The organism is Actinoplanes octamycinicus (genome assembly GCF_014205225.1).
GTDB lineage: Bacteria > Actinomycetota > Actinomycetes > Mycobacteriales > Micromonosporaceae > Actinoplanes > Actinoplanes octamycinicus.
Map to the genome: position 1 here is coordinate 5129017 of NZ_JACHNB010000001.1, position 19224 is coordinate 5148240.

Below are 19224 nucleotides of genomic sequence, written 5' to 3' on the forward strand. Positions count from 1 at the left end.
GGAAACGGGGTAGGCCATGAGCGGCGGCGGTCTTGCGCCGGGGGTGGGGGTTCAGCGGGGGGTGAGGACTCGGGCTCGGAGGGGGAGGGAGAGCGGGCCGCGGATGATGCTGGCGTCGCGGCGGCGGAGCGGGCCGGCTCGGCGGAGGTCGGGCAGGCGTTCGGCGAGCATGCGGAGGGCGATGCCGGCTTCCAGGCGGGCCAGCGGGGCGCCGACGCAGTAGTGGATGCCACTGGAGAAGGCCAGGTGGTCGGCTTCCGGGACGCGGTGCAGGTCGAACTGGTCGGCGCGGGCGTAGACGGCCGGGTCGCGGTTGGCGCCGCCGAGCAGGGAGACGACGAACTGGCCGCGGCGGACCGGGACGCCGGCCACCTCGACGTCCTCGCGGGCGCAGCGGGCGGTGCGCTGCACCGGCGGGTCCCAGCGCAGCGTCTCCTCGACCGCGGCGTCGGCCAGGCCGGCCGGGTCGGCGCAGAGCGCGGCCCACTGCGCGGGGTGGTCGAGCAGCGCGCCGACCGCGTTGCCGATCAGGTTGACCGTGGTCTCGAAGCCGGCCACCAGCAGCAGGCGGCACATCGGCAGCAGCTCGTGCGCCTGGATCTGGTCGCCCTCGGCGGCCAGGATGCGGCTCACCGCGTCGTCGGCCGGCTCCCGGCGGCGCAGCACGAACAGCCGGATGAAGACCTCGTCGATGGCGTCGCTGGCGGCCTTGAGCCGGGCCGCGTGGCGCAGCGAGCGGACCCCGTCCAGGGCGCTGCCGACCACCGCGCCGTGCGCCGCGAACGCCTCGGCGTCCGCGTCCGGGATGCCCATCAGGTCGGTGATCACCGCGATCGGCAGGGGCGCCGCGAAGTCGCTGACCAGGTCGAAGGTGCCCTTGGCAGCGGCCTTGTCGAGCAGTTCGCCGACCACCCGCTCGACGCGGGGGCGGTAGCCGGCGATCTCCTTGGGGCTGAACGCCGGCTGGGCGACCCGGCGCAGCCGGGTGTGCTCGGGCGGGTCCTTGTCCAGGAACGACATGTCGATCTCGTCGCCCGGCGCGCCCGGCCCGTTCATCGCCACCGCGCGGGGGCCGAACCGGCGGTCGCGCAGCACGCTGTTGCAGACGGCGTGGGTGGCGGTGGCGTAGTTGCCGAGCCGGGTCGGCATCAGCGGGCCGTGGGCCCGGACCTCGTCGTAGACCGCGTACGGATTCTCCCGGCCCTCGGCCAGGTGCAGGCGGGACAGTGGATCCCGCCGCACCCGGCCCCAGTAGTGGATGGCGAGCTGGCGCCCGTAGAGGGCGGCGGCGAATCGCAGCACGTGCATGGTGGGCACGTTACGCCACGAGACGCCGCCGTCGCGGTAGGTGATCTAGTGGAGTTCGGCGACGTACCCGGTCAGGCGGGCGAGCGCCGCGTTCCAGTTGATGGTCAACTCGTTGGTGGACCAGGACTGGATGTCGTCGATGTAGCAGAACTGGCCGACGCAGCCCTTGAGCTTCTCCTGCGCGAGCGGGTCCTGGATCGACGAGTTCGGGCCACCGGCCAGGCTGCCGGCCGGCGGGTGCGGCAGCGCCGGGTCGAGCTGGGCGGCGTACCAGCGGCTGTGCTCGTTCTGCGCGCTGACCTCGCCGTAGCCGGTCACGTAGGAGCGGTTCAGCGCGTTCCGGCCGAACAGCCAGTCGAGGCCGGTGAGCACGCCGTACTCGTACTTGTACGTGCCGGTCAGCTGGTGCGCGGCGGTCAGCACCACCAGGTTGTTGGCGATGATGCTGGACGAACCCCAGTCCCAGACGTTGTTCGGCGGGGCGTAGGCGACGCCGTACGGGTGCGCCTCCTGGATCGCCAGGTACTTGTCGGCGCCGGCCAGCACCTGCGCCTTCACCTTGCCGAGGCCGGGCAGCTTGTTCGGGATCAGCGCCAGGTCCAGCTTGGCCGGCACGGCGGTGGCCGCCCAGTCGAAGGCGACCGGCCCGAACGAGTCGGCGGTGTGCTCGGGCGAGGTCAGCACGTCGGTGGCGTACTGGTGCTCGCCGGTGGTCAGGAACAGCTCGGCGGCCGCCCAGTAGAAGTCGTCGGAGACCTTGGTGTCGTTGTAGGCGCCGCCGCCGACCCCGTCGGACTCCGGCGCGAGGACGATCGGGTTGGTCTTGGCGGCGGTGTACGCCTTCTTCGCCGCGGCCAGCGCCCGGGTGGCGAACGCCGGGTCGTAACGCTTGTAGACCCGGGCCGCCTGGGCCGCGGTGGCGGCCAGGTTCAGCGTCGCCGCCGTGGAGACCGGGTGCAGCTCCCGCGGCTGCGGGTCGGCCGAGGGCAGCAGCGGCAGGCCGGTCCACGCCTGGTCGTGGATCTTGTGGTGCACCATGCCGTTCGGCGCCTGCATCTTGAGCAGGAAGTCCAGCTCCCAGCGGGCCTCGTCGAGGATGTCCGGGGTCCGGTCGCCGCTCTCCGGGATGGTCAGGCTGACCTTGCGGACCTGCTTGGACTGCTCGTACTCGCTGAGCAGGCCCCAGACCGAGATGCCGCCGTTGACCACGTACTTGCCGTGGTCGCCGGCGTCGTACCAGCCGCCGCGCACGTCCAGCCGGTAGTCGCAGACGCCGGGCTGGCAGGGGACGTTGCCGTCACCCTGGTTCGGGGCGACGTCGACGTGCCCGGCGGCGCGGCCGTAACCGGGGCGCAGGGTGTCGTCGATCGCGATGCCGGAGCGCTGCGTGTAGAAGAACTTCAGCGAGTCGGCGCGGAGCCGGTCGTACGCGTCGCCGCCGATGTCGAACGGCCGGGAGGTCTCCCCGTCGACGGTCAGCGTGTAGCCGGTGCCCTTGCGGCTGTTCCCGGAGAAGTCGACGGTGTGCACGTTCTGCCCGGACGACACGTCCAGGCCGCGCGGCTCGCTGCGGCCGGTGTCGACGACCTTGCCGGCGGCGTTCCGCAGCTCCCACAGCAGCGGGGTGGTCTCGGTGGTGACCAGGGTGGCGACCTTCGGGCCGGACGGCAGGTAGCTGACCTGGTTGACCCGGATCCGCGGCCCGGTGTCCGGGACGTAGACCTCCGGCGGCACGCCGCCGACCAGCGAGACGTTGTCGACGCAGAAGTGCCACGGCTCGGCGCTGCCGCCGACCTGGAAGGCCACCTGGCCCTGCGCGGTGGTGGCGCTCGCGGTGAAGGTGTATTCGTAGTGCTGCACGGCGCCGAGCACCGGTGACTGTTCGAAGTACGTGTCGTAGGGGCTGACCGCGAGCCCGGTGACGGCCCGGACCACGTGGCCGGCGTCGCCACTCGCGTCGAAGCTGAACCGGTACGTCTCGCCGGCCACGAGGTCGATGTCGTTCTGCCCGACCGCGGCGTCCCACCGGTTGGCGGTGCCGCCGGGCACGTCCACGCAGGCCCGGCCGTCGCTGAGCGCGATCGGCATGCCGCTGGTGGACCAGAAGGGGTCGGAGGTGCCGTCGAAACCGCCGTTCACGACCTGCTCGACCTCGTCGGCCTGAGCGGGGGTCACGGCGGCGCCGACCAGTAACAGGGTCGCCGCGGAGAGGGCGAGGGAGCGCTCCCATAGATGCATGGAGACATACTGATGACCAACATGTGACCACGTCAACGCCCTTGGTCACGAATCCAGGCGTCGATCAGGCCGCCGAAGTGCCCGAGGAACCGTTCGTGCTCGTGCACCGGGTAGGTGGCCCGCACCGTCTCGCGCAGCAGCGACCGGAACTCCTCCGAGGTCACCCAGTCGTAGACGATGTCGTCGACGTTGCTCAGGTGCTTGTCGCAGAACTCGCGGTACCGGTCGATCTCGAAGTAGCGGTCGGCCAGCTCGCGATAGCCGGCCAGCTTGTCCGCGTACGACCGGGCCGGGTCGTCGGCGATGTCGAAGTAGTCCCGGGTGTCGGTGTCCAGCCGCATCCGCCGCCCGGTCACCACGCAGAACACCGTCCAGCGCAGCAGCGCGGTCATCGCCCACGGGAAGTAGTAGTGCAGCGAGGTGAGCGCCACGTCCGGGCAGGCGTTGGCGTAGTCGATCGGGTGCACCTCGTCGCCGCGGACCAGCGACTCGCACGAGTTGAACTCCCACCGGAAGAACGCGTTGACCAGCCGGGACACGGTCACCACCTCGTCGCCCGCGGCGTCCGAGAGGAAGTCGTGCTCGACCTGGTAGCGCAGGTGCATCGGCTGGTCCGGGCGGAACCGCATCACCATCGTCTCCGGCCCGATGGTCAGCGAGCGGGCGAACACGTCGTAGTCCTCGACCGACGCCTGCAGATGCATCAGCCGCTCGCCGGAGGCGTCGTACGCGGCGTGCAGCTCCCGCTCGTTCCGGATCTTCGAGACGCCCACCCAGGCGCCGCCGTCGTAGGGCTTCATGTAGAGCGGGTAGCCGACCGACGCGGCCGTCGCCTCCAGGTCGAACGGCCGGTTGTAGCGCGCCGCGGTGTACGCCCACCGGGAGTTGTCCAGCGGGTTCTTGAACGGCACCAGCACCGTCTCCGGCACCTTCAGCCCGAGCCGCATCATCGCGCAGTACGCCGCGTGCTTCTCCATCGACTGGAAGGTGAACGGGCTGTTCAGCAGGTACACGTCGTCCATCAGCGCGATCTTCTTGAGCCACTCGCGGGGGTGGTAGTACCAGTACGCCAGCCGGTCGATCACCAGCTCGTGCTTCGGCTTGTCACGCAGGTTGAACGGCTCGATGGTGACCCGCACCGGCCGGGTGCGGTGGGTGCGCCCGTCGGCCGCGGTGACCGTGCCCAGCCGGCGCAGCAACGCCTCGTAGGCGCGTGGCCAGTCGTCCTCGGTGCCCAGCAACAATCCGATGGTGTGCTCGACGTCGGCCACGGTCGCCTCCGATCAGTCCGGCCAGACCCGGCTCAGCAGGGTGGTCAGGTGCGGGTCCAGGGTGTTTCGCCAGGTGCTCCAGTCGTGCCCACCCGGGCCGACGGCGAGATCCACTGGATACCCCTGTTTCGCCAGGGCATCCGTCATGTCCCGGTTGTTCGCCAGGTTCTCCTCGCCGGCGCCGCACGTCAGGGTGGCCGGCACGGCCGGGCCGCTGGCCGCGGTGCGCACCCGCCGGACGTACCGGATGATCCGTGACCAGTGCCGGAAGCCGGACTCCTGCCGGTCGTGCCGGGGCTGGAAATAGCTGCCCGACTGCAGGTAGAGCCCGGCGAAGCCGGCCGGGTGCGAGCGCTGCGCGTGCAGCATGGCGAGCGCGCCGAGACTGACCCCGGTGCCGACCGCCCGGCCGGCGCCGAGCCGGGCCCGCAGCCGGGGCAACACGTCCAGGGCGAGCGAGTCGGCCCAGGCCGGGCAGGCCGAATACCAGTTCTCGCGGTCGCCGGGCGGCAGCAGCACCAGGTGGTAGCGGCCGGATGCCGCGGCGTGCTCGGCCAGGCCGCCGCGCGACCGGTACTCCGGGCCGTCGTGGGCCACCAGCATCCGGTCGCAGTCCCGGTCAGGTGACCAGACGTCGGCGGTGATCGTCGACCGGAGCCGGGGCAGCGGCAGGCGGACCCTGCGCCATCGGCCCGCTCCCATGAACGCACATTAACGCCGCGCCGCCGATCCCGCCGCTCGTGCCCGCGAACCCAACTCGGACATCCGCGCCGACACGTCGTCGACCAGCGCCGGATCCCCGGTCGCCGCGGCGGCCGCCAGCAGCACGGCCAGCGCCGCCGCGCTCCGCTCCGCGGCGCACTCCGGCAGCAGCGCCGGCAACCGCGCGGTGAGCAGCTCCACCGCCGCCCGCGGATGCCCGCGCCGCCGGTGCAGGAACGCGCCGCGCATGGTGACCGCCTCGATCGCGTTGTCCGGCCCGACCGAGGGGTGCGCGGCCAGCTCGGCCGCGTGCCGGGTCAGCCGGTCCACCCGGCCGCTGTCGCCGCGCAGCCCGGCCGCGTCCGCCCGGTTCAGCACCGACCGCAGGTAGTCGTCCAGTGCCTCCGGCAGCACGCTGCGGAACAGCCGCTCGGCCGCCGCGAAGTGCGCCTCGGCCTCGTTCAGGTGCGGCTGCGGCGGCCCGCCGGTGACCCGCGCCAGCTCCACCTCGACCACCCCGAGATTGTCGTAGGTGATCGCCCGCCCGACCGGATCCCCGACCAGCGGCCCGACCTCCAGCGACCGCACCAGGTAGCGTTTGGCCAGCGCCAGCTCGCCCCGCTCGTGCGCGCTCAGCGCCAGGTTGTTCAGGATCGCCGAGTGCGTCCCGGGATCCGCGTCGATCACCCCGTCCAGCATGGCCAGCGCCCGGGCGAAACACTCCGCCGCCTCGGCCGGCCGCCCGGCCCGCCGCAGCAGCTCGCCCCGCTCGTTCTCGGCGGCCGCCCGGCTCACGGCCGCGTGCGCGCTGCGATAGACCTCGGCGCCGGGCGCGCCGCCCTCGGCCGCCCGCGCGCTGCGATGGGTCGCGGTCGCCGCCGCGTGCGCACTCCGGTAGACCTCCGCCACCCCGCCATCATAAAAGCGGCATTTCGGATAAATGCCTCCGAAGGCAGGCGTTTCCCTCCAGCACAATCCCTTTTTCGTACGCACAACGCAGACTCCCCGCCTCGCCGCCCCGTCCGCTGCGCGCGTTTCGGACGGGTCGGTGCGCTGCGGGCGTACCGGGATGGGGCGGCGACGGGAGCGGGCTTCGGACGGGTGGGTGGGCGCCGGGCGTACCGGGAAGGGGGTCAGCCGGACGGGGAGCGGACCGGGAGTGGGGGCCGGGCCTAGGGTTGAGGGGTGCGGATCCGGATCGAGGGGCGAGAGCTTCCACAGTCGCCGGAGCTGCGGCTGAACAACGTGCACGTCGGGATGCAACGGCGCGCCGAGGTGGTCGAGCGGGTCCCGGTGACCGAGAACCAGGCGGTCTGGGAGCTGGAGGTGGCCGGCCGGGAGGTGGACGGGCTGCTCGACGTCGGCGGGCCCTGGGTGCACGGGCCGCCCGGAGCGCGCTTCCTCTATCTGAGCTGGGGCGCGGTGCACGGGGCCGACTTCGTCATGTTCCGGCGGGCCAAACTGCTGTTCGGGGATGTGCCGACGGAGCTGTTGCGGGCCGCCTTCGACGACGAGGGTGTGCTGGTCGGGCGGCTGACGCTGACCGACGGGGCGGGCGATCCGCGCTGCGCCCGGGTCCGGCCGCCGGTGATCAGCTGGACGCTGGAGTGAGCGGTGACCGGTTCGGCGCGCCGGCCGTACCGGAAAGTGTCGGAGGGTCCGCCTAGAGTCGTCCGCGTGCCTGACCTGCTGCCCGCCTCCGAGCCCGCCGTGCGGGTGCTCCATGGCTTCGTCTCGCGGGACGGGTCGCTCAACCTGTGGGCCGAGGGTGGCGCCACCGGGCCGGGCGGTGGCCGGGGAGTGCCCCGGCATCCGTTCGCCGTTCCGGCCGAGGCGCTGCCGGCCGGCGAGGCGCGCGAGCCGGCGCTGCTGCTCCTGCCCTCCACCGGGGCCGGGCCGCTGCCGTCGCCGCAGGTCGGCCTGCCACCCCGGCGCGGGGTGCGGCGGGCCCGGGTGTGGCGGGTGCCGGCGGTCGGCGTGCCGTTCCTCGACGCCGACCTGGCCGCCGAGTTCGACGGGCGGCTCGCGCCGAGTGTCCGCTGGCTGATCGAGCTGTGCGGGTTCGCCGCGAGCCTGGTCCGCCGGGGCCGGGTGCTGCCCGCCGTCCGGGTCGACGGGCCGCGTCCGGCGGCCTGGTGGCGGCCGGTGCTGATCGGCGCCGACGCGGCCCGGCACGCCACCCTGCTGGACCGGATGCCGCCGGCCTGCCGCGCCGAGTCCGCCCCCGGCGCGGAGACCCGGCCGGCCCGGATCGGCGACACCGCCCCGCCCGTCGCGAGCCCCGCCGAGCTGCTCACCGCGGCGCTGGAGCGGCTGGTCGACGGCCTGGTCCGGACCCGGCTGGCGGAGGCCGGCGTGACCCTGGCCGACGGGGGCTGGCTGGCCGCGCTGACCGGCGAGCCGGAGTTCGCGGCGCCGCCCGACGAGCTGGACGAGCTGATCCGGGCGCTGGACGCCTGGTTCGCCCAGGCCGCCCGGGGCGCCGAGGTGCGGGTCTGCTTCCGGCTCAGTGACCCGCGCGAGCACGAGCCGGTGCTGCCCGGCGAGGTCGCGCTGCCCGAGGCGGCCTGGCGGCTGGAGTTCCTGCTGCAGGCCGCCGACGAGCCGAGCGTGCTGGTCCCGGCCGCCGACCTGTGGCGGGACCGGTTCGCCCCGCTGCGCCGGTGGACCCGGCACCCGCAGGAGCGGCTGCTAGCCGGGCTGGGCCGGGCCGCCCGGCTCTACCCGGCGCTCGGCGACGCCCTGCACACCGCCCACCCGACCGAGATGATCCTGGACACCGAGGGGGCGCACGGCTTCCTCAGCCACGCGGCGCTGCTCGAGGAGGCCGGCTACGGCGTGCTGCTGCCGGCCTGGTGGCGGCGCCGCTCCGGGCTCGGGCTGGCGCTGCGGGTGCGCACCCGGGAGCCGATCGCCCGGGTGATGCGGGACCGCACGACCGGGTTGCGCGACCTGGTCGACTACCGCTGGGGGCTGGCGCTGGGCGGGCGCACGCTCACCGAGGACGACCTGGCCGACCTGGCCAAGGCCAAGGTGCCGCTGGTCAAGCTGCGCGGGCGGTGGGTGTTCCTGGACGCCGACCGGCTGGCCGCCGGGCTGGCGTTCCTGAGCCGCGGCGGCGGCACGATGACCGCCGGCGACGCGCTGCGGGTGACCCGGCTGCTGCCGCCCGAGGAGCTGCCGCTGCCGGTCACCGACGCGCGCGGCGAGGGGTGGCTCGGTGACCTGCTCAGCGGGGAGCTGGACGAGCGGCTGGAGCTGATCGAGCCGCCGGACGGGCTGCGGGCGACGCTCCGGCCGTACCAGAGACGGGGTTTCTCCTGGCTGGCCTTCCTGGACTCGCTGGGGCTGGGCGCCTGCCTGGCCGACGACATGGGGCTGGGCAAGACGATCCAGCTGCTCACCCTGCTGCTGCACCGGCGGGACGGGCCGGCGCTGCTGGTCTGCCCGCTGTCCGTGCTGGGCAACTGGCAGCGGGAGGCGGAGCGGTTCGCGCCCGGCCTGCGGGTGCGGGTGCTGCACGGCGCCGACCGGACGCTCGCGGTGGACGACGTCGATCTGGTGCTGACCACGTACGCGACCGCGGTGCTGGACGCCGACGCGCTCGCCGCGATCAGCTGGGACCGGGTGGTGCTCGACGAGGCGCAGCACATAAAGAACAGCGCGGGCGCGGCGGCCCGGGCGGTGCGCCGGTTCCCGGCCCGCAACCGGATCGCGCTGACCGGCACCCCGGTGGAGAACCGGCTGGCCGAGCTCTGGTCGATCCTGGACTTCGTCAACCCGGGGCTGCTCGCGTCCGCGCACATGTTCCGGGCCCGGTTCGCCGTCCCGATCGAGCGGTACGAGGACGAGGAGGCCGCCGCCCGGCTGCGCCAGGCCACCCGGCCGTTCCTGCTCCGGCGGACCAAGGCCGACCCGGGCATCGCCGGCGACCTGCCGGTCAAGCGGCACGTCCGGCACCTGTGCGGGATGACCACCGAGCAGGTCAGCCTCTACCGCGCGGTCCTCGACGACCTGCTCGAGCGGCTCGCCGAGCACAACCAGGCCCGGCACAAAGGCCTGGTGCTGGCCGCGATGACCAAGCTGAAACAGGTGTGCGTGCACCCGGCGCTGCTGCTCAAGGACGCGTCCCCGCTGCCCGGCCGGTCCGGCAAGATCGACCGGCTGGAGGAGATCGTCGACCGGGCGCTCGGGGCGGGGGAGAGCGTGCTGGTCTTCACCCAGTTCGCCCGGTTCGGCGGGATGCTCGCGCCGCACCTGGCCGCCCGGTTCGGGGTGCCGGCGCCGTTCCTGCACGGCGGCACCCCGCGCGGCGCCCGGGACGCGATGGTCGCCGAGTTCCAGCAGGAGCGGCGGCCGGGGGTGTTCGTGCTGTCGCTGAAAGCCGGCGGCACCGGGCTGAACCTGACCGCCGCCAACCACGTGGTGCACGTGGACCGCTGGTGGAACCCGGCGACCGAGACCCAGGCCAGCGACCGGGCGTTCCGGATCGGGCAGCGGCGCGACGTGCACGTGCACACGCTGGTCTGCCTGGGCACCCTGGAGGAGCGGATCGACCAGCTGCTGGTCGACAAGGGCGCGCTGGCCGAGCGGGTGGTCGGCTCCGGCGAGGGCTGGCTGACGGCACTGTCCACGAGCGAGTTGCGTGACCTGTTCGCGCTGGCCCCGGAGGCGATCGTTGACTGACCTGTCCCGTACGGCTCCGGAGGCGACCCGTGACTGACTTCGCGCCCGCGTTCCTCGGTATGTTCGAGTCGCTGCGGATGGGGTCGACGTTCTCCCGCGGCCGGCGCGACGAGCGGGCCGGGCACGTCCGGAGTTTGACCGTGTCGTCCAGCCTGGCGGTCGCCCAGGTGCGCGGGCCGGACGACCCGGTCGCCTTCCGGGCCCGGATCGCGGTCCGGGCGTTCGGCGCGTCCGACTGGGCCCGGGTCGAGTCGGCGCTGGTCAAGGAGGCGCGCTACCTGGCCGGGCTGCTCGACGGGCGGATGCCGCCGGGGATCGAGGCGGTCTTCGCCGAGTCCGGGCTGACGCTGTTGCCGCTCTCGCTGGACGAGGTGGCGATGGACTGCACGTGTGAGCGCTGGCCGATGCCGTGCATGCACCTGGCCGCGACGTGTTACGCGCTGGCCCGGGCGTTCCAGACCGATCCGTTCGAGGTGTTCGCCTGGCGGGGGCGGCATCGCGACGAGTTGCTGATGCGGCTGCGGCGGTTGCGGGAGGCCGCGGCCGTCGACGAGGCGGCTGCCGCGGCTACCGGCGGGGCTGCCTCGGCGGAGCCGTCCTCGACCCGGGGCGGGTTCGCCGGTGCCGCCTCGGCCGGATCGTCCTCGACCCGGGGCGGGTTCGCCGGTGCTGCCTCGGCCGGATCGTCCTCAACCCAGGGCGGGTTCGCCGGTGCTGCCAAAACGGCCAGCGGGGCGGAAAGCTCCGCCGCCGCCGACGAGCAGCTGATCGATCCGGATGATCCGGACCGGTTCTGGGGGACCTTTCTGGACCTCGGCGAAACGCCTGATCAGGCGATGTCCGGCGGGCGGTCCGACGCGTTGCTCGACCAGCTCGATCCACCGCGGCTCAGGCATCACGGGCGTCCCATAAACGAGGTGCTTCGTGTCGCCTTCCAGAACCTTTCGGACACGCCGGGGGTCGGCCGAACGGATTAGATCCCGGGAAACCGCGAAACGCCTTCGGCGGCCATGATGCGCTAAGCACGTAATGGCGTTATGTCCGAAAAAGGTGTGACATGAACAAGGCACAGCGTTTCCTCGCGCTCACCGGCATGGGTATCGCCGCGGGCGCGATGATCGGCATGGGCCCGGCGCAGGCCGCCCCGTCCACGACCCAGGCGTCCGCCACCGGCGGTGGCACCACCCGGGTATCGGACTGGGACGGCGAGTACGTGGTCGGCTACTACCGCACCGAGTGGGCGTGCGAGCGGGCCGGCTGGACCGGACGGCGGCACGGGGCGTGGGACGCCTACGACTGCGACCCGGTCCGCTACGGCTGGCGCGGCTGGGTGTTCCGGCTGGTCGTCGAGGAGGACGACTGGCAGTGGGACGACTGGCGCGGGCCGTGGCCGGGCGACTGGCCGTACCGGCCGGACTACGCCGGGCGGCCGTTCCACATCCGCGGTGGCGGACACCACGGACCGCATGGCGGACCCTGGGGCCATCACGACAACGACGGTCCCAAGGGCGGTGACAAGGACTGGCCCAAGGGCGGTGACAAGGACTGGCCCAAGGGCGGTGACAAGGACTGGCCCAAGGGCGACGGACCCAAGGGGATGCCGGACGGCCCGAAGGACCTGAAGGACAACCCGCCCAAGGGGATGCCGCCGAAGGGGCCCGGCGACAAGGTCGGGTGGCCGAAACCGTAACCCGCTCGCGGGCCGCACCCTCTCGGGTGCGGCCCGCGGCCGTTTCTACCGGTAAGGCCCCGGCAGCGGCCGTTTCCAGGGGTGAAGCCCCGGGCAGCGGCCGCTGCCCGGCACGGTCCCGGCAGTGGCCGTTTCGGCGGCGCCGGCCCAGGAAGCCCGCTCCTACCAGGCGACCGGGGCGTAGTCCTTGAGGAAGCAGCCGTAGACGTCCTCGCCCTGCTCGCCGCGGACGATCGGGTCGTAGACGCGGGCCGCGCCGTCGACCAGGTCCAGCGGGGCGTGGAACCCCTCCTCGTGCAGCCGCATCTTGGTCGGGTGCGGGCGCTCGTCGGTGATCCAGCCGGTGTCCACGCTCGTCATCAGGATGCCGTCGGCGAACATGTCGACCGCGCTGGTCCGGGTCAGCATGTTCAGCGCGGCCTTCGCCATGTTGGTGTGCGGGTGGCCGGCGCCCTTGTAACCGCGGTTGAAGATGCCCTCCATGGCGGAGACGTTCACGACGTACCGGCGGGGGAACTTCGATCGGGTCATCGCCGGCCGCAGGCGGCTGACCAGGATGAACGGCGCGGTCACGTTGCACAGCTGGACTTCCAGCAGCTCCAGCGGATCGACCTCGTGGACCCGGTCGCTCCAGCTGTTGGTCGGCGTGGTGTCCGGCACCAGGCCGCCCGCGTCGATCTCGACGGAGCGGGCGGTGAGCGCCAGCTCGGTGATCTGCTGGGCGGTGAGCGCCGACGTCCCCGCGGTCAGCACCGCGGCCGGCGAACTCCCGGCACTGCCGAAATACTCCAGCTCGGGCAGCTTGCCGCTGGGCAGCGGCTCGGACTCGGCGGCCGCGATCGCCGCGTACGACCCGGCGGTCCGCCGCACCGTCTGTGCCGCGTTGTTGATCAGGATGTCCAGCGGGCCGCGCGCCGCCACCGAGTCGGCCAGCCCGACCACCTGCGCCGGGTCGCGCAGGTCGATGCCGACCACGTGCAGCCGGTCGATCCAGTCGGCGCTGTCCGGCATCGCGGTGAACCGCCGCACCGCGTCGTGCGGGAACCGCGTGGTGATGGTCAGGTCGGCGCCGTCGCGCAGCAGCCGCAACGCGATGTACATGCCGATCTTGGCGCGGCCGCCGGTGAGCAGCGCGCGCCGCCCGGTGAGATCGGTCCGGGCGTCCCGGCGATCGTGGTTGATCTTGGCGCAGTCCGGGCAGAGCTGGTGGTAGAACGCGTCCACCACGGTGTAGCGCTGCTTGCACACGTAACAGCCGCGGGCCTGCTTCAGCACCCCGGCGCTGGCGCCGGCCGTGGCGCTCTTCAGCGGGATCCCGGCGGTCTCGTCGTCGATCCGGCCCGGCGCCCCGGTCGCGGTCGCCGCGGTCACCGCCCGGTCGTTGGCCAGCACCGCCTCCCGCCGCTCCTTGCGCCGCTGCATCTTCACGGTCTTGAACAGGCCGGCGGTCGCCCGCCGTACCGACACCGCGTCCGGATGCTCCGGCGGCAGAGCCTCCACCTCGGCCAACACGGCGAGACAGACCGCCAGGCGGTCCGGGTCGACGCCCACGGTCGGGTCACTGCCGGTCATCCGTAACTTCCCCCTCTGCACTGCACTGACGGAGGCACTGTATTACCCTGCGCTCCTATCGGCCGCCTCGCGCGTCTGCGAAGGGGTCCGGGTCACCCGGCTCCCCGGCCCGGCGAGGCGGTGACTCAGCCGACTCCTCGGCCCGGTGAGGCCGTGACTCACCCCGCTCAACGGCCCGATGGGGGCCGTGACCACCGGCTCCCCGGCTCGGCGGGGTGCGCAGCCGCCCGGTCCTTCGGTTCGGCGGCAGTCCGCGGCGCGGGTCAGAACAGCCGCATGCCCGCCCGGCGGGGCCGGACGGGCATGCGGGTCGGTCGGGGTCAGGACGCGGTCGGGTCCGGGTCGGTCTCGCGGTCGGGGTGGCGGTCGGTTGCGGCGGGACCGGTGTTGGTGGGGCGGTCGCCGGTCTCGGTGCGGTCGTTGCCTCCGGGACGGTCCTTGCTCACGGAACGGTCGTTGCCGCCCGGCGTGGTGGTGGCCGGGCCGCCGTTGGCCGGGCGGGAACGGTTCGGGTCGGGAGCGTGGTCGGCCAGCGAGGCCGGGCGGCGGGTCGGTGCCGGGGGGTTTCCGCCGCTCAGCCAGTCGCTGAGGCTCTGGGGCCGGGGCCCGGCGGAGCTGACCGGTCGGTTGTCGCCGGTCGGTAGGTCGCCGAGGGTCTGCGGCCGGGGTGCGGCGGAGCTGACCGGTCGGTTGTCGCCGGTCGGCAGGTCGCCGAGGGTCTGCGGCCGGGGTGCGGCGGAGCTGACCGGTCGGTTGTCGCCGGTCGGCAGGTCGCTCAGGCTCTGCGGGCGGGGTGCGGCGGAGCTGACCGGGTGGTTCTCGCCGGTCACCCAGTCGTCGAGACTTTGGGGGCGGGGCTGGGCGGGATTGCCGTGCAGCCACTCGTCCAGGGTCTGGGGACGGCGGGGCGCGGCCGAGCTGACCGGGATCGAGCTCACCGGGGAGAGGTCGCCCAGGGTCTGCGGGCGGGGTTGCGGCTCGGTCGCGGAGGTCGGTTCGCTGCCGGACAGCCACTCGTCCAACGTCTGCGGGCGACGACCATGGCCGGGGGCGCTGCCCGGCGCGGCCGCGGGGGGCTCAGCGGCGGCCGTCTTTTCGTCCGGGGCCGGTGCCTGGGCGTCGGTGGAGACGTGGCCGGGGACCGGCTCCTCGACGATCGATGCGGCGGGTGTCTCGGCAGGGACCCGCAGCGCTGCCTCGGAGAGGCCGTCGTTTGCGGCCGAGGCATCCACAGCGTCGACGTCCGGCGGGGTGGTTGCCACGTCGGCCTGCTCGGCTTCCGTGATCGACTCGACCGGGCGGGTGGGCTCGTCGGCCTCGGCCGGCTTGTTCGCCGCTGGGTCGGCAGGCTGCGCGGCGTCCGGTGCCGTCGACACTGTTTCGGTGACAGTGGGCGCGGCGGGCTGGGCTTCCGTGGTGGCTGAGGGTTCAGCGGTCGTCGGAGCTGCGGGCTGGACCTCCGCGACGGCCGGTTCCGGGGACGGCGGCTCCGTAGCGATGGAGGCTGCGGGCTGGGCTTCCATGGCGGCCGGTTCCGGGGATGACGGCTCCGCGGTGGTCGGGGCTGCGGGAATGGTCGGCTCGGCGGTGGGGGATTCCTCCGCCGCGGCCTCCTGAGTGCGGCGGCGCGGAGGAGTGGGGAGGTCGCCCAGGGAGGCGGGACGGTTCTGCCGAGCAGCGGGTGCGGCGAGGCGGTCCTGGGCGGGCGTGCCGGTGGGCTTGCTGCCCAGCCAGTCGTCCAGAGTCTGCGGGCGGCGGAGGTCCGGCTGCGGTGCGGCCGCTGGTTCGGGAGCGGTGGCGGGCTCCGGCGTTGCGGCGGGCTCGGGGTTGGTGGCGGGCTCCGGCGTTGCCGCGGGCTCCGAGTCGGCAGCGGCGTCCGGCGGGGCAGCCGACCGGGCGGCGGTAGTGGTGGGCAGAACGGTTGTCGGGCCGGTCAGCCAGGTGAAGTCCGGGTCGGTGGTGTCGCTCGGGGTTTCCTCGCCGCCGACGATCCCGGCGATGCGAGGGTCGGACATCCAGGTGAACGCGTCAGCGACTGCCTCGGGGATCGCACTGACCGGCGCCGCGATCGCGGGTGATTCGGCTGTCGGCTGGGCCGGTGTGGGCTCCGCCGGTGCGGGTTCCGCTGGGGTGGGCTCGACCGGGGTGTGGTCGTCGGGGCCAGTCGCCTCTTGAGCGGCGGCCTTCGAGGCGCCGTCCGGCTCGGGGGTAGCGGCGGGGGAGTCGGCGGCTGCGGCTTCCGTGCCGGCGGCCAGCGTCGCTTCGACCTGGGCCCAGAGTGAGTCGCTGTCGAAGGTTCCGGCCGGTTCCGTGGCAGGCAGGACTTGTTCCGCAGACGGAAGCGGGTCCGCCTCGGCCGGGGACTCGGCGGCCGAAAGCGCGGCGTCCACGGGCAGCGACTCAGCGGTCTCGGCGTCCGCGCCGGCTTCGGCGGATGCCGCAGCCTCAGCCCGGGCGGGCTCCGTGTCTGCGGCGTCCGCGGTGAGTTCGCTGTGCTTGGGGGTCTCGGCTTCGAAGGCGGACTCGCCGGGCTCCGCGTCCGCGGCTTCCGCAGTGGGCTCGCTGCGTGTCGCGGTCCCGGCTTCGGCTTCGAGCGCGGCGTCGTCGAGCTGGGTGGTCGACGCCGCCGAGCTGGACGGAGCGGGCTGGTAGAGGGGGAGCACCTGAGTGGCATCGGCCGGGGTGGGCTTGGCCGACTCGGGGGAGAGGTCTTCCGAGAGGACCGGGAGGAGCTGGGTCCGGCCGGCGGCCTCTGTCGGCTCGATGGAAGGCGCGGTTTGACCGGAAACGATCACGCCGCCTTCCGGATCACCGTTGTCGATCGGCGCCGGTTCGTCAGACGGGGTGTTGTCCGTGGTTACTTCGCTGCCGGAAACCTCGTCGGCGGACGCGGTGCCGGCGGTCGAGGCGGCCTCCACCGCGGTCGCGGCCGACTCGGCGGGCGATGTGTCACCTGCGGGAGAGATGTCCTCCGGCGAGGTACCAGCGGCGGAGTCGTCCTGGACAGCGTCCTCCGCGGCCGGATCCGAGGCGGGAGTGTCCGCCAAGACCGGATCGGAGGCAGGCGAGTCCTTCGTAACCGATTCGGCGGCGGGTGAGTCGGCCGCCTCCGCATCGGCGGTGGATGAGTCGGCCGCGTCCGAATCAGCGGCGGGTGAGTCGGCCACGCCCGGGTCCGCGGCGGGTGAGTCGGCCGCGACCGGGTCCGCGGCGGGTGACTCCTCCGCGACCGGATCCTCGGCGGAAGACTCCTCCACGACCGAGTCGGAGGCGGGGGAGTCCTCCGCGACGGAGTCCTCCTCGGCACGGTCCGAGCCGGGCGCTTCGTCACCCTCGACAGGATCCGGCCCCACCACGTCCGAGGCGGACGGGTCGTCGACCGTGCCGGCCGCTTCCGCCTCGTCCTCGCCCCACACGATGATGGAGGTCTCGTCCGGGGCGGTGACCAGCGGCTCCTCCGCCGGCTTGATCACCGGCAGGACGGTGGTGGCCGCGTTCGAGCCCGCCAGCGCAGCCGACATGTGCGCCGCCACGGCCGCGTAGTCCAGGACTTCTGTCTCGGCGTCGGCGGGCGTACCGGAAAGCTCCGGAAGCGGACCGGAAGCCGGCAGCGGACCGGAAGCGGGCAGCGGACCCGTGTGTTCCGCGAGGCCCGCCCTCTCCTGGAGGCGCCGCAGCGGCCCGGGCGCCCACCAGGCCGCGTCCCCGAGCAGCGCCAGCACCGCCGGGACGAGCAGCATCCGGACCACCGTCGCGTCCAGCACCAGCGCGATGATCATGCCGACGCCGATGAAGCGCATCGTGGTGATCGCGGACAGGGCGAACGCGCCGGTGACCACGATGAGCAGCAGGGCGGCGGCGCTGATCACCCGGCCGGTGCTGGTCAGGCCGGTGCTGATCGCCTCCTTGGTGGCGGCGCCGCGGGTGCGCGCCTCCACCATCCGGGACAGCAGGAACACCTCGTAGTCGGTGGACAGGCCGAACACCACGGCGGCCATCAGCACCACGATCCCGGCCTCCAGCGGGGCCGGGGTGACCGACAGCAGGCCGGAGCCGTGGCCCTGCTGGAACAGCCAGACGAGCACGCCGAAGGTGGCGCTCAGGCTGAGCGCGCTCATGATCACCGCCTTGATCGGCAGCAGGATCGAGCCGAAGGCGAGGAACATCAGCAGCAGGGTGGCCCCGACCAGCAGGCCGATCATCAGTGGGAGCTGGTCGGCGATCGCGTCCAGGCTGTCCACGTTGCGGGCGGTGACCCCGCCGACCAGGATCTCGCCGCCGGCCGGGGCGGGCAGCGCGCGGATCGCGTCGACCACCTGCCGGGCCTCGGCGCTGAACGAGTCCGCGCCGGTCAGCGCGGCGTTGAGGACGGTGACGTTCTTCGCCGAGCCGGCCCGGTCGACCGAGGTGACGCCGGGGATCGCCGCGATGGCCGAGGCCAGGTCGCCGGCCGGGCCGCGCACCACCACCTGCACGCCGTCGCTGCTGAACTGCGGGTAGGACGCCTTGAGCGTCTCCACCGCGACCCGGGCCGGGTCGCCGGCCGGCAGCACCCGCTCGTCGTTCTCGCCGAACCGGACGTCCTTGATCGGCAGGGCCAGCACGATCAGCCCGGCCAGGATCGGGATCGCCACCAGCACCGGGCGGCGCAGCACGAAGGCGGCCAGCCCCTGCCAGCCGCGGCCGGACCGGGCCGCGAACGGCAGCCGGATCGGCAGCTTGTCGACCCGCGGGCCGAGGATCGCCAGGATCGCCGGGAGCAGGGTGAGGGAGAGCAGCATGGCCAGGAAGACGGCGGCCAGGCCGCCGTAGGCCAGCGACTTGAGGAAGCCCTGCGGGAAGAGCAGGAGGGTGGCGAGCGCGGTCATCAGCAGGGTGGCGGAGAAGACCACGGTACGGCCGGCGGTGCCCACCGTACGCCGGACGGCCTCGGCCGGGTCGTGCCCGGCGGCCTGCTCCTCGCGGAAGCGCCCGACCATGAACAGCCCGTAGTCGATCGCCATGCCGAGCCCGAGCAGGCTGGCCACGTTGACCGCGAACGAGTTCACCTCGGTGCCGAGCGCGACGGCGTGCAGCACGCCCAGCGAGCCGAGCACCGCGGCCCCGCCGACCATCACCGGCAGCGACGCCGCGACCAGCGAACCGAAGATGAACAGCAGCAGGATCAGCACCACCGGCATCGAGATCAGCTCGGCGAACGCCAGGTCGTCGGTGGAGCGCTGGTTGGAGGCGTGGGTGAGCGGGATGCTGCCGGCCAGCTGCACGGTGGCGCCGTCGACGGCGAAGTTGTGCTCGATCTCGGCGTACGCGTCGGTCTTCGCCGCCGGGTCGTCGCCGGCCAGGGTGAGCACCGCGACCGCACTGGACTTGTCCTCGGCGGCGTACGCCGGGTTCTTCTTGTCCCAGAACGACGTGGTCGCGGTGACCGCGTCCGCCGGCAGCGCGGCCAGCCGCTCCTTGATCCGCTTGGTCAGCGCGGCGTCGGTGATCGCCGTCCCGGTGGCCGGGGTGTAGATGGCGATGACGTCACCGTCCTGCCCGCCGGTAGCGGCGGCGGCCACCTCGGCGGCCCGGGCCGACTCGCTCGTGGGATCGGCGTAGCCACCCTCGGTGAGCTGTCCGAAAACGCCCAAGCCCCAGATGCCGGCGCCGAGAACCGCCACGAGCGTGACGATCAGCACCGGCCAGCGGAGGCGGGCGACCCGCGATCCCCAGCCCGCGAACACCCTGTTCCCCTTTCCCGGCAGACACCGGTTA

General features: G+C 73.4%; 11 protein-coding genes. 4 read left to right on the top strand and 7 right to left on the bottom strand.

Annotated elements, in window-relative coordinates; all coding sequences use genetic code 11:
* Positions 1 to 51 precede the first annotated feature (51 nt).
* Genes BJY16_RS22400 through BJY16_RS22420 form a run of 5 tightly spaced genes read right to left on the bottom strand, consistent with a single transcriptional unit; the run spans position 52 to position 6428 of the window.
* On the bottom strand, positions 52 to 1308 hold the full coding sequence (locus tag BJY16_RS22400) for a cytochrome P450 (protein WP_185041544.1): 1257 nt from the start codon (positions 1306 to 1308) through the stop codon (positions 52 to 54).
* Between the two features lie 45 nt (positions 1309 to 1353).
* Positions 1354 to 3546: a glycoside hydrolase family 9 protein gene (locus BJY16_RS22405; RefSeq protein WP_185041545.1), complete on the bottom strand. Its 2193-nt coding sequence runs from the start codon at positions 3544 to 3546 to the stop codon at positions 1354 to 1356.
* A 32-nt stretch (positions 3547 to 3578) separates the two neighbouring features.
* Positions 3579 to 4817: an ATP-grasp domain-containing protein gene (locus BJY16_RS22410; protein ID WP_185041546.1), complete on the bottom strand. Its 1239-nt coding sequence runs from the start codon at positions 4815 to 4817 to the stop codon at positions 3579 to 3581.
* Positions 4818 to 4829: 12 nt separating this feature from the next.
* Positions 4830 to 5519, bottom strand: a complete 690-nt coding sequence (locus BJY16_RS22415; RefSeq protein WP_185041547.1) for an alpha/beta hydrolase — start codon at positions 5517 to 5519, stop codon at positions 4830 to 4832.
* A gap of 9 nt (positions 5520 to 5528) precedes the next feature.
* A complete protein-coding gene (locus BJY16_RS22420; RefSeq protein WP_185041548.1) occupies positions 5529 to 6428 on the bottom strand; it encodes a tetratricopeptide repeat protein in 900 nt (299 codons plus the stop codon).
* Positions 6429 to 6704: 276 nt separating this feature from the next.
* Between BJY16_RS22420 and BJY16_RS22425 the strand changes: the two genes are divergently transcribed.
* The 4 genes from BJY16_RS22425 (at position 6705) to BJY16_RS22440 (ending at position 11895) form a co-directional block, all read left to right on the top strand.
* Complete coding sequence (locus tag BJY16_RS22425) at positions 6705 to 7130, top strand: DUF5990 family protein (protein WP_185041549.1); 426 nt, start codon at positions 6705 to 6707, stop codon at positions 7128 to 7130.
* 66 nt (positions 7131 to 7196) lie between these two features.
* On the top strand, positions 7197 to 10205 hold the full coding sequence (locus BJY16_RS22430; protein ID WP_239176732.1) for a DEAD/DEAH box helicase: 3009 nt from the start codon (positions 7197 to 7199) through the stop codon (positions 10203 to 10205).
* A 29-nt stretch (positions 10206 to 10234) separates the two neighbouring features.
* Complete coding sequence (locus BJY16_RS22435) at positions 10235 to 11182, top strand: SWIM zinc finger family protein (RefSeq protein ID WP_239176734.1); 948 nt, start codon at positions 10235 to 10237, stop codon at positions 11180 to 11182.
* Between the two features lie 80 nt (positions 11183 to 11262).
* Complete coding sequence (locus BJY16_RS22440) at positions 11263 to 11895, top strand: hypothetical protein (protein ID WP_185041550.1); 633 nt, start codon at positions 11263 to 11265, stop codon at positions 11893 to 11895.
* Between the two features lie 162 nt (positions 11896 to 12057).
* On the opposite strand, the gene BJY16_RS22445 is transcribed toward BJY16_RS22440, so the two are convergent.
* Together BJY16_RS22445 and BJY16_RS47320 are read right to left on the bottom strand one after the other, a co-directional pair.
* Entirely contained in the window at positions 12058 to 13467 is a 1410-nt protein-coding gene (locus BJY16_RS22445; RefSeq protein WP_185041551.1) for an SDR family NAD(P)-dependent oxidoreductase, read from the bottom strand.
* Positions 13468 to 13787: 320 nt separating this feature from the next.
* Complete coding sequence (locus BJY16_RS47320; RefSeq protein ID WP_311775326.1) at positions 13788 to 19193, bottom strand: MMPL family transporter; 5406 nt, start codon at positions 19191 to 19193, stop codon at positions 13788 to 13790.
* Positions 19194 to 19224: the final 31 nt, after the last annotated feature.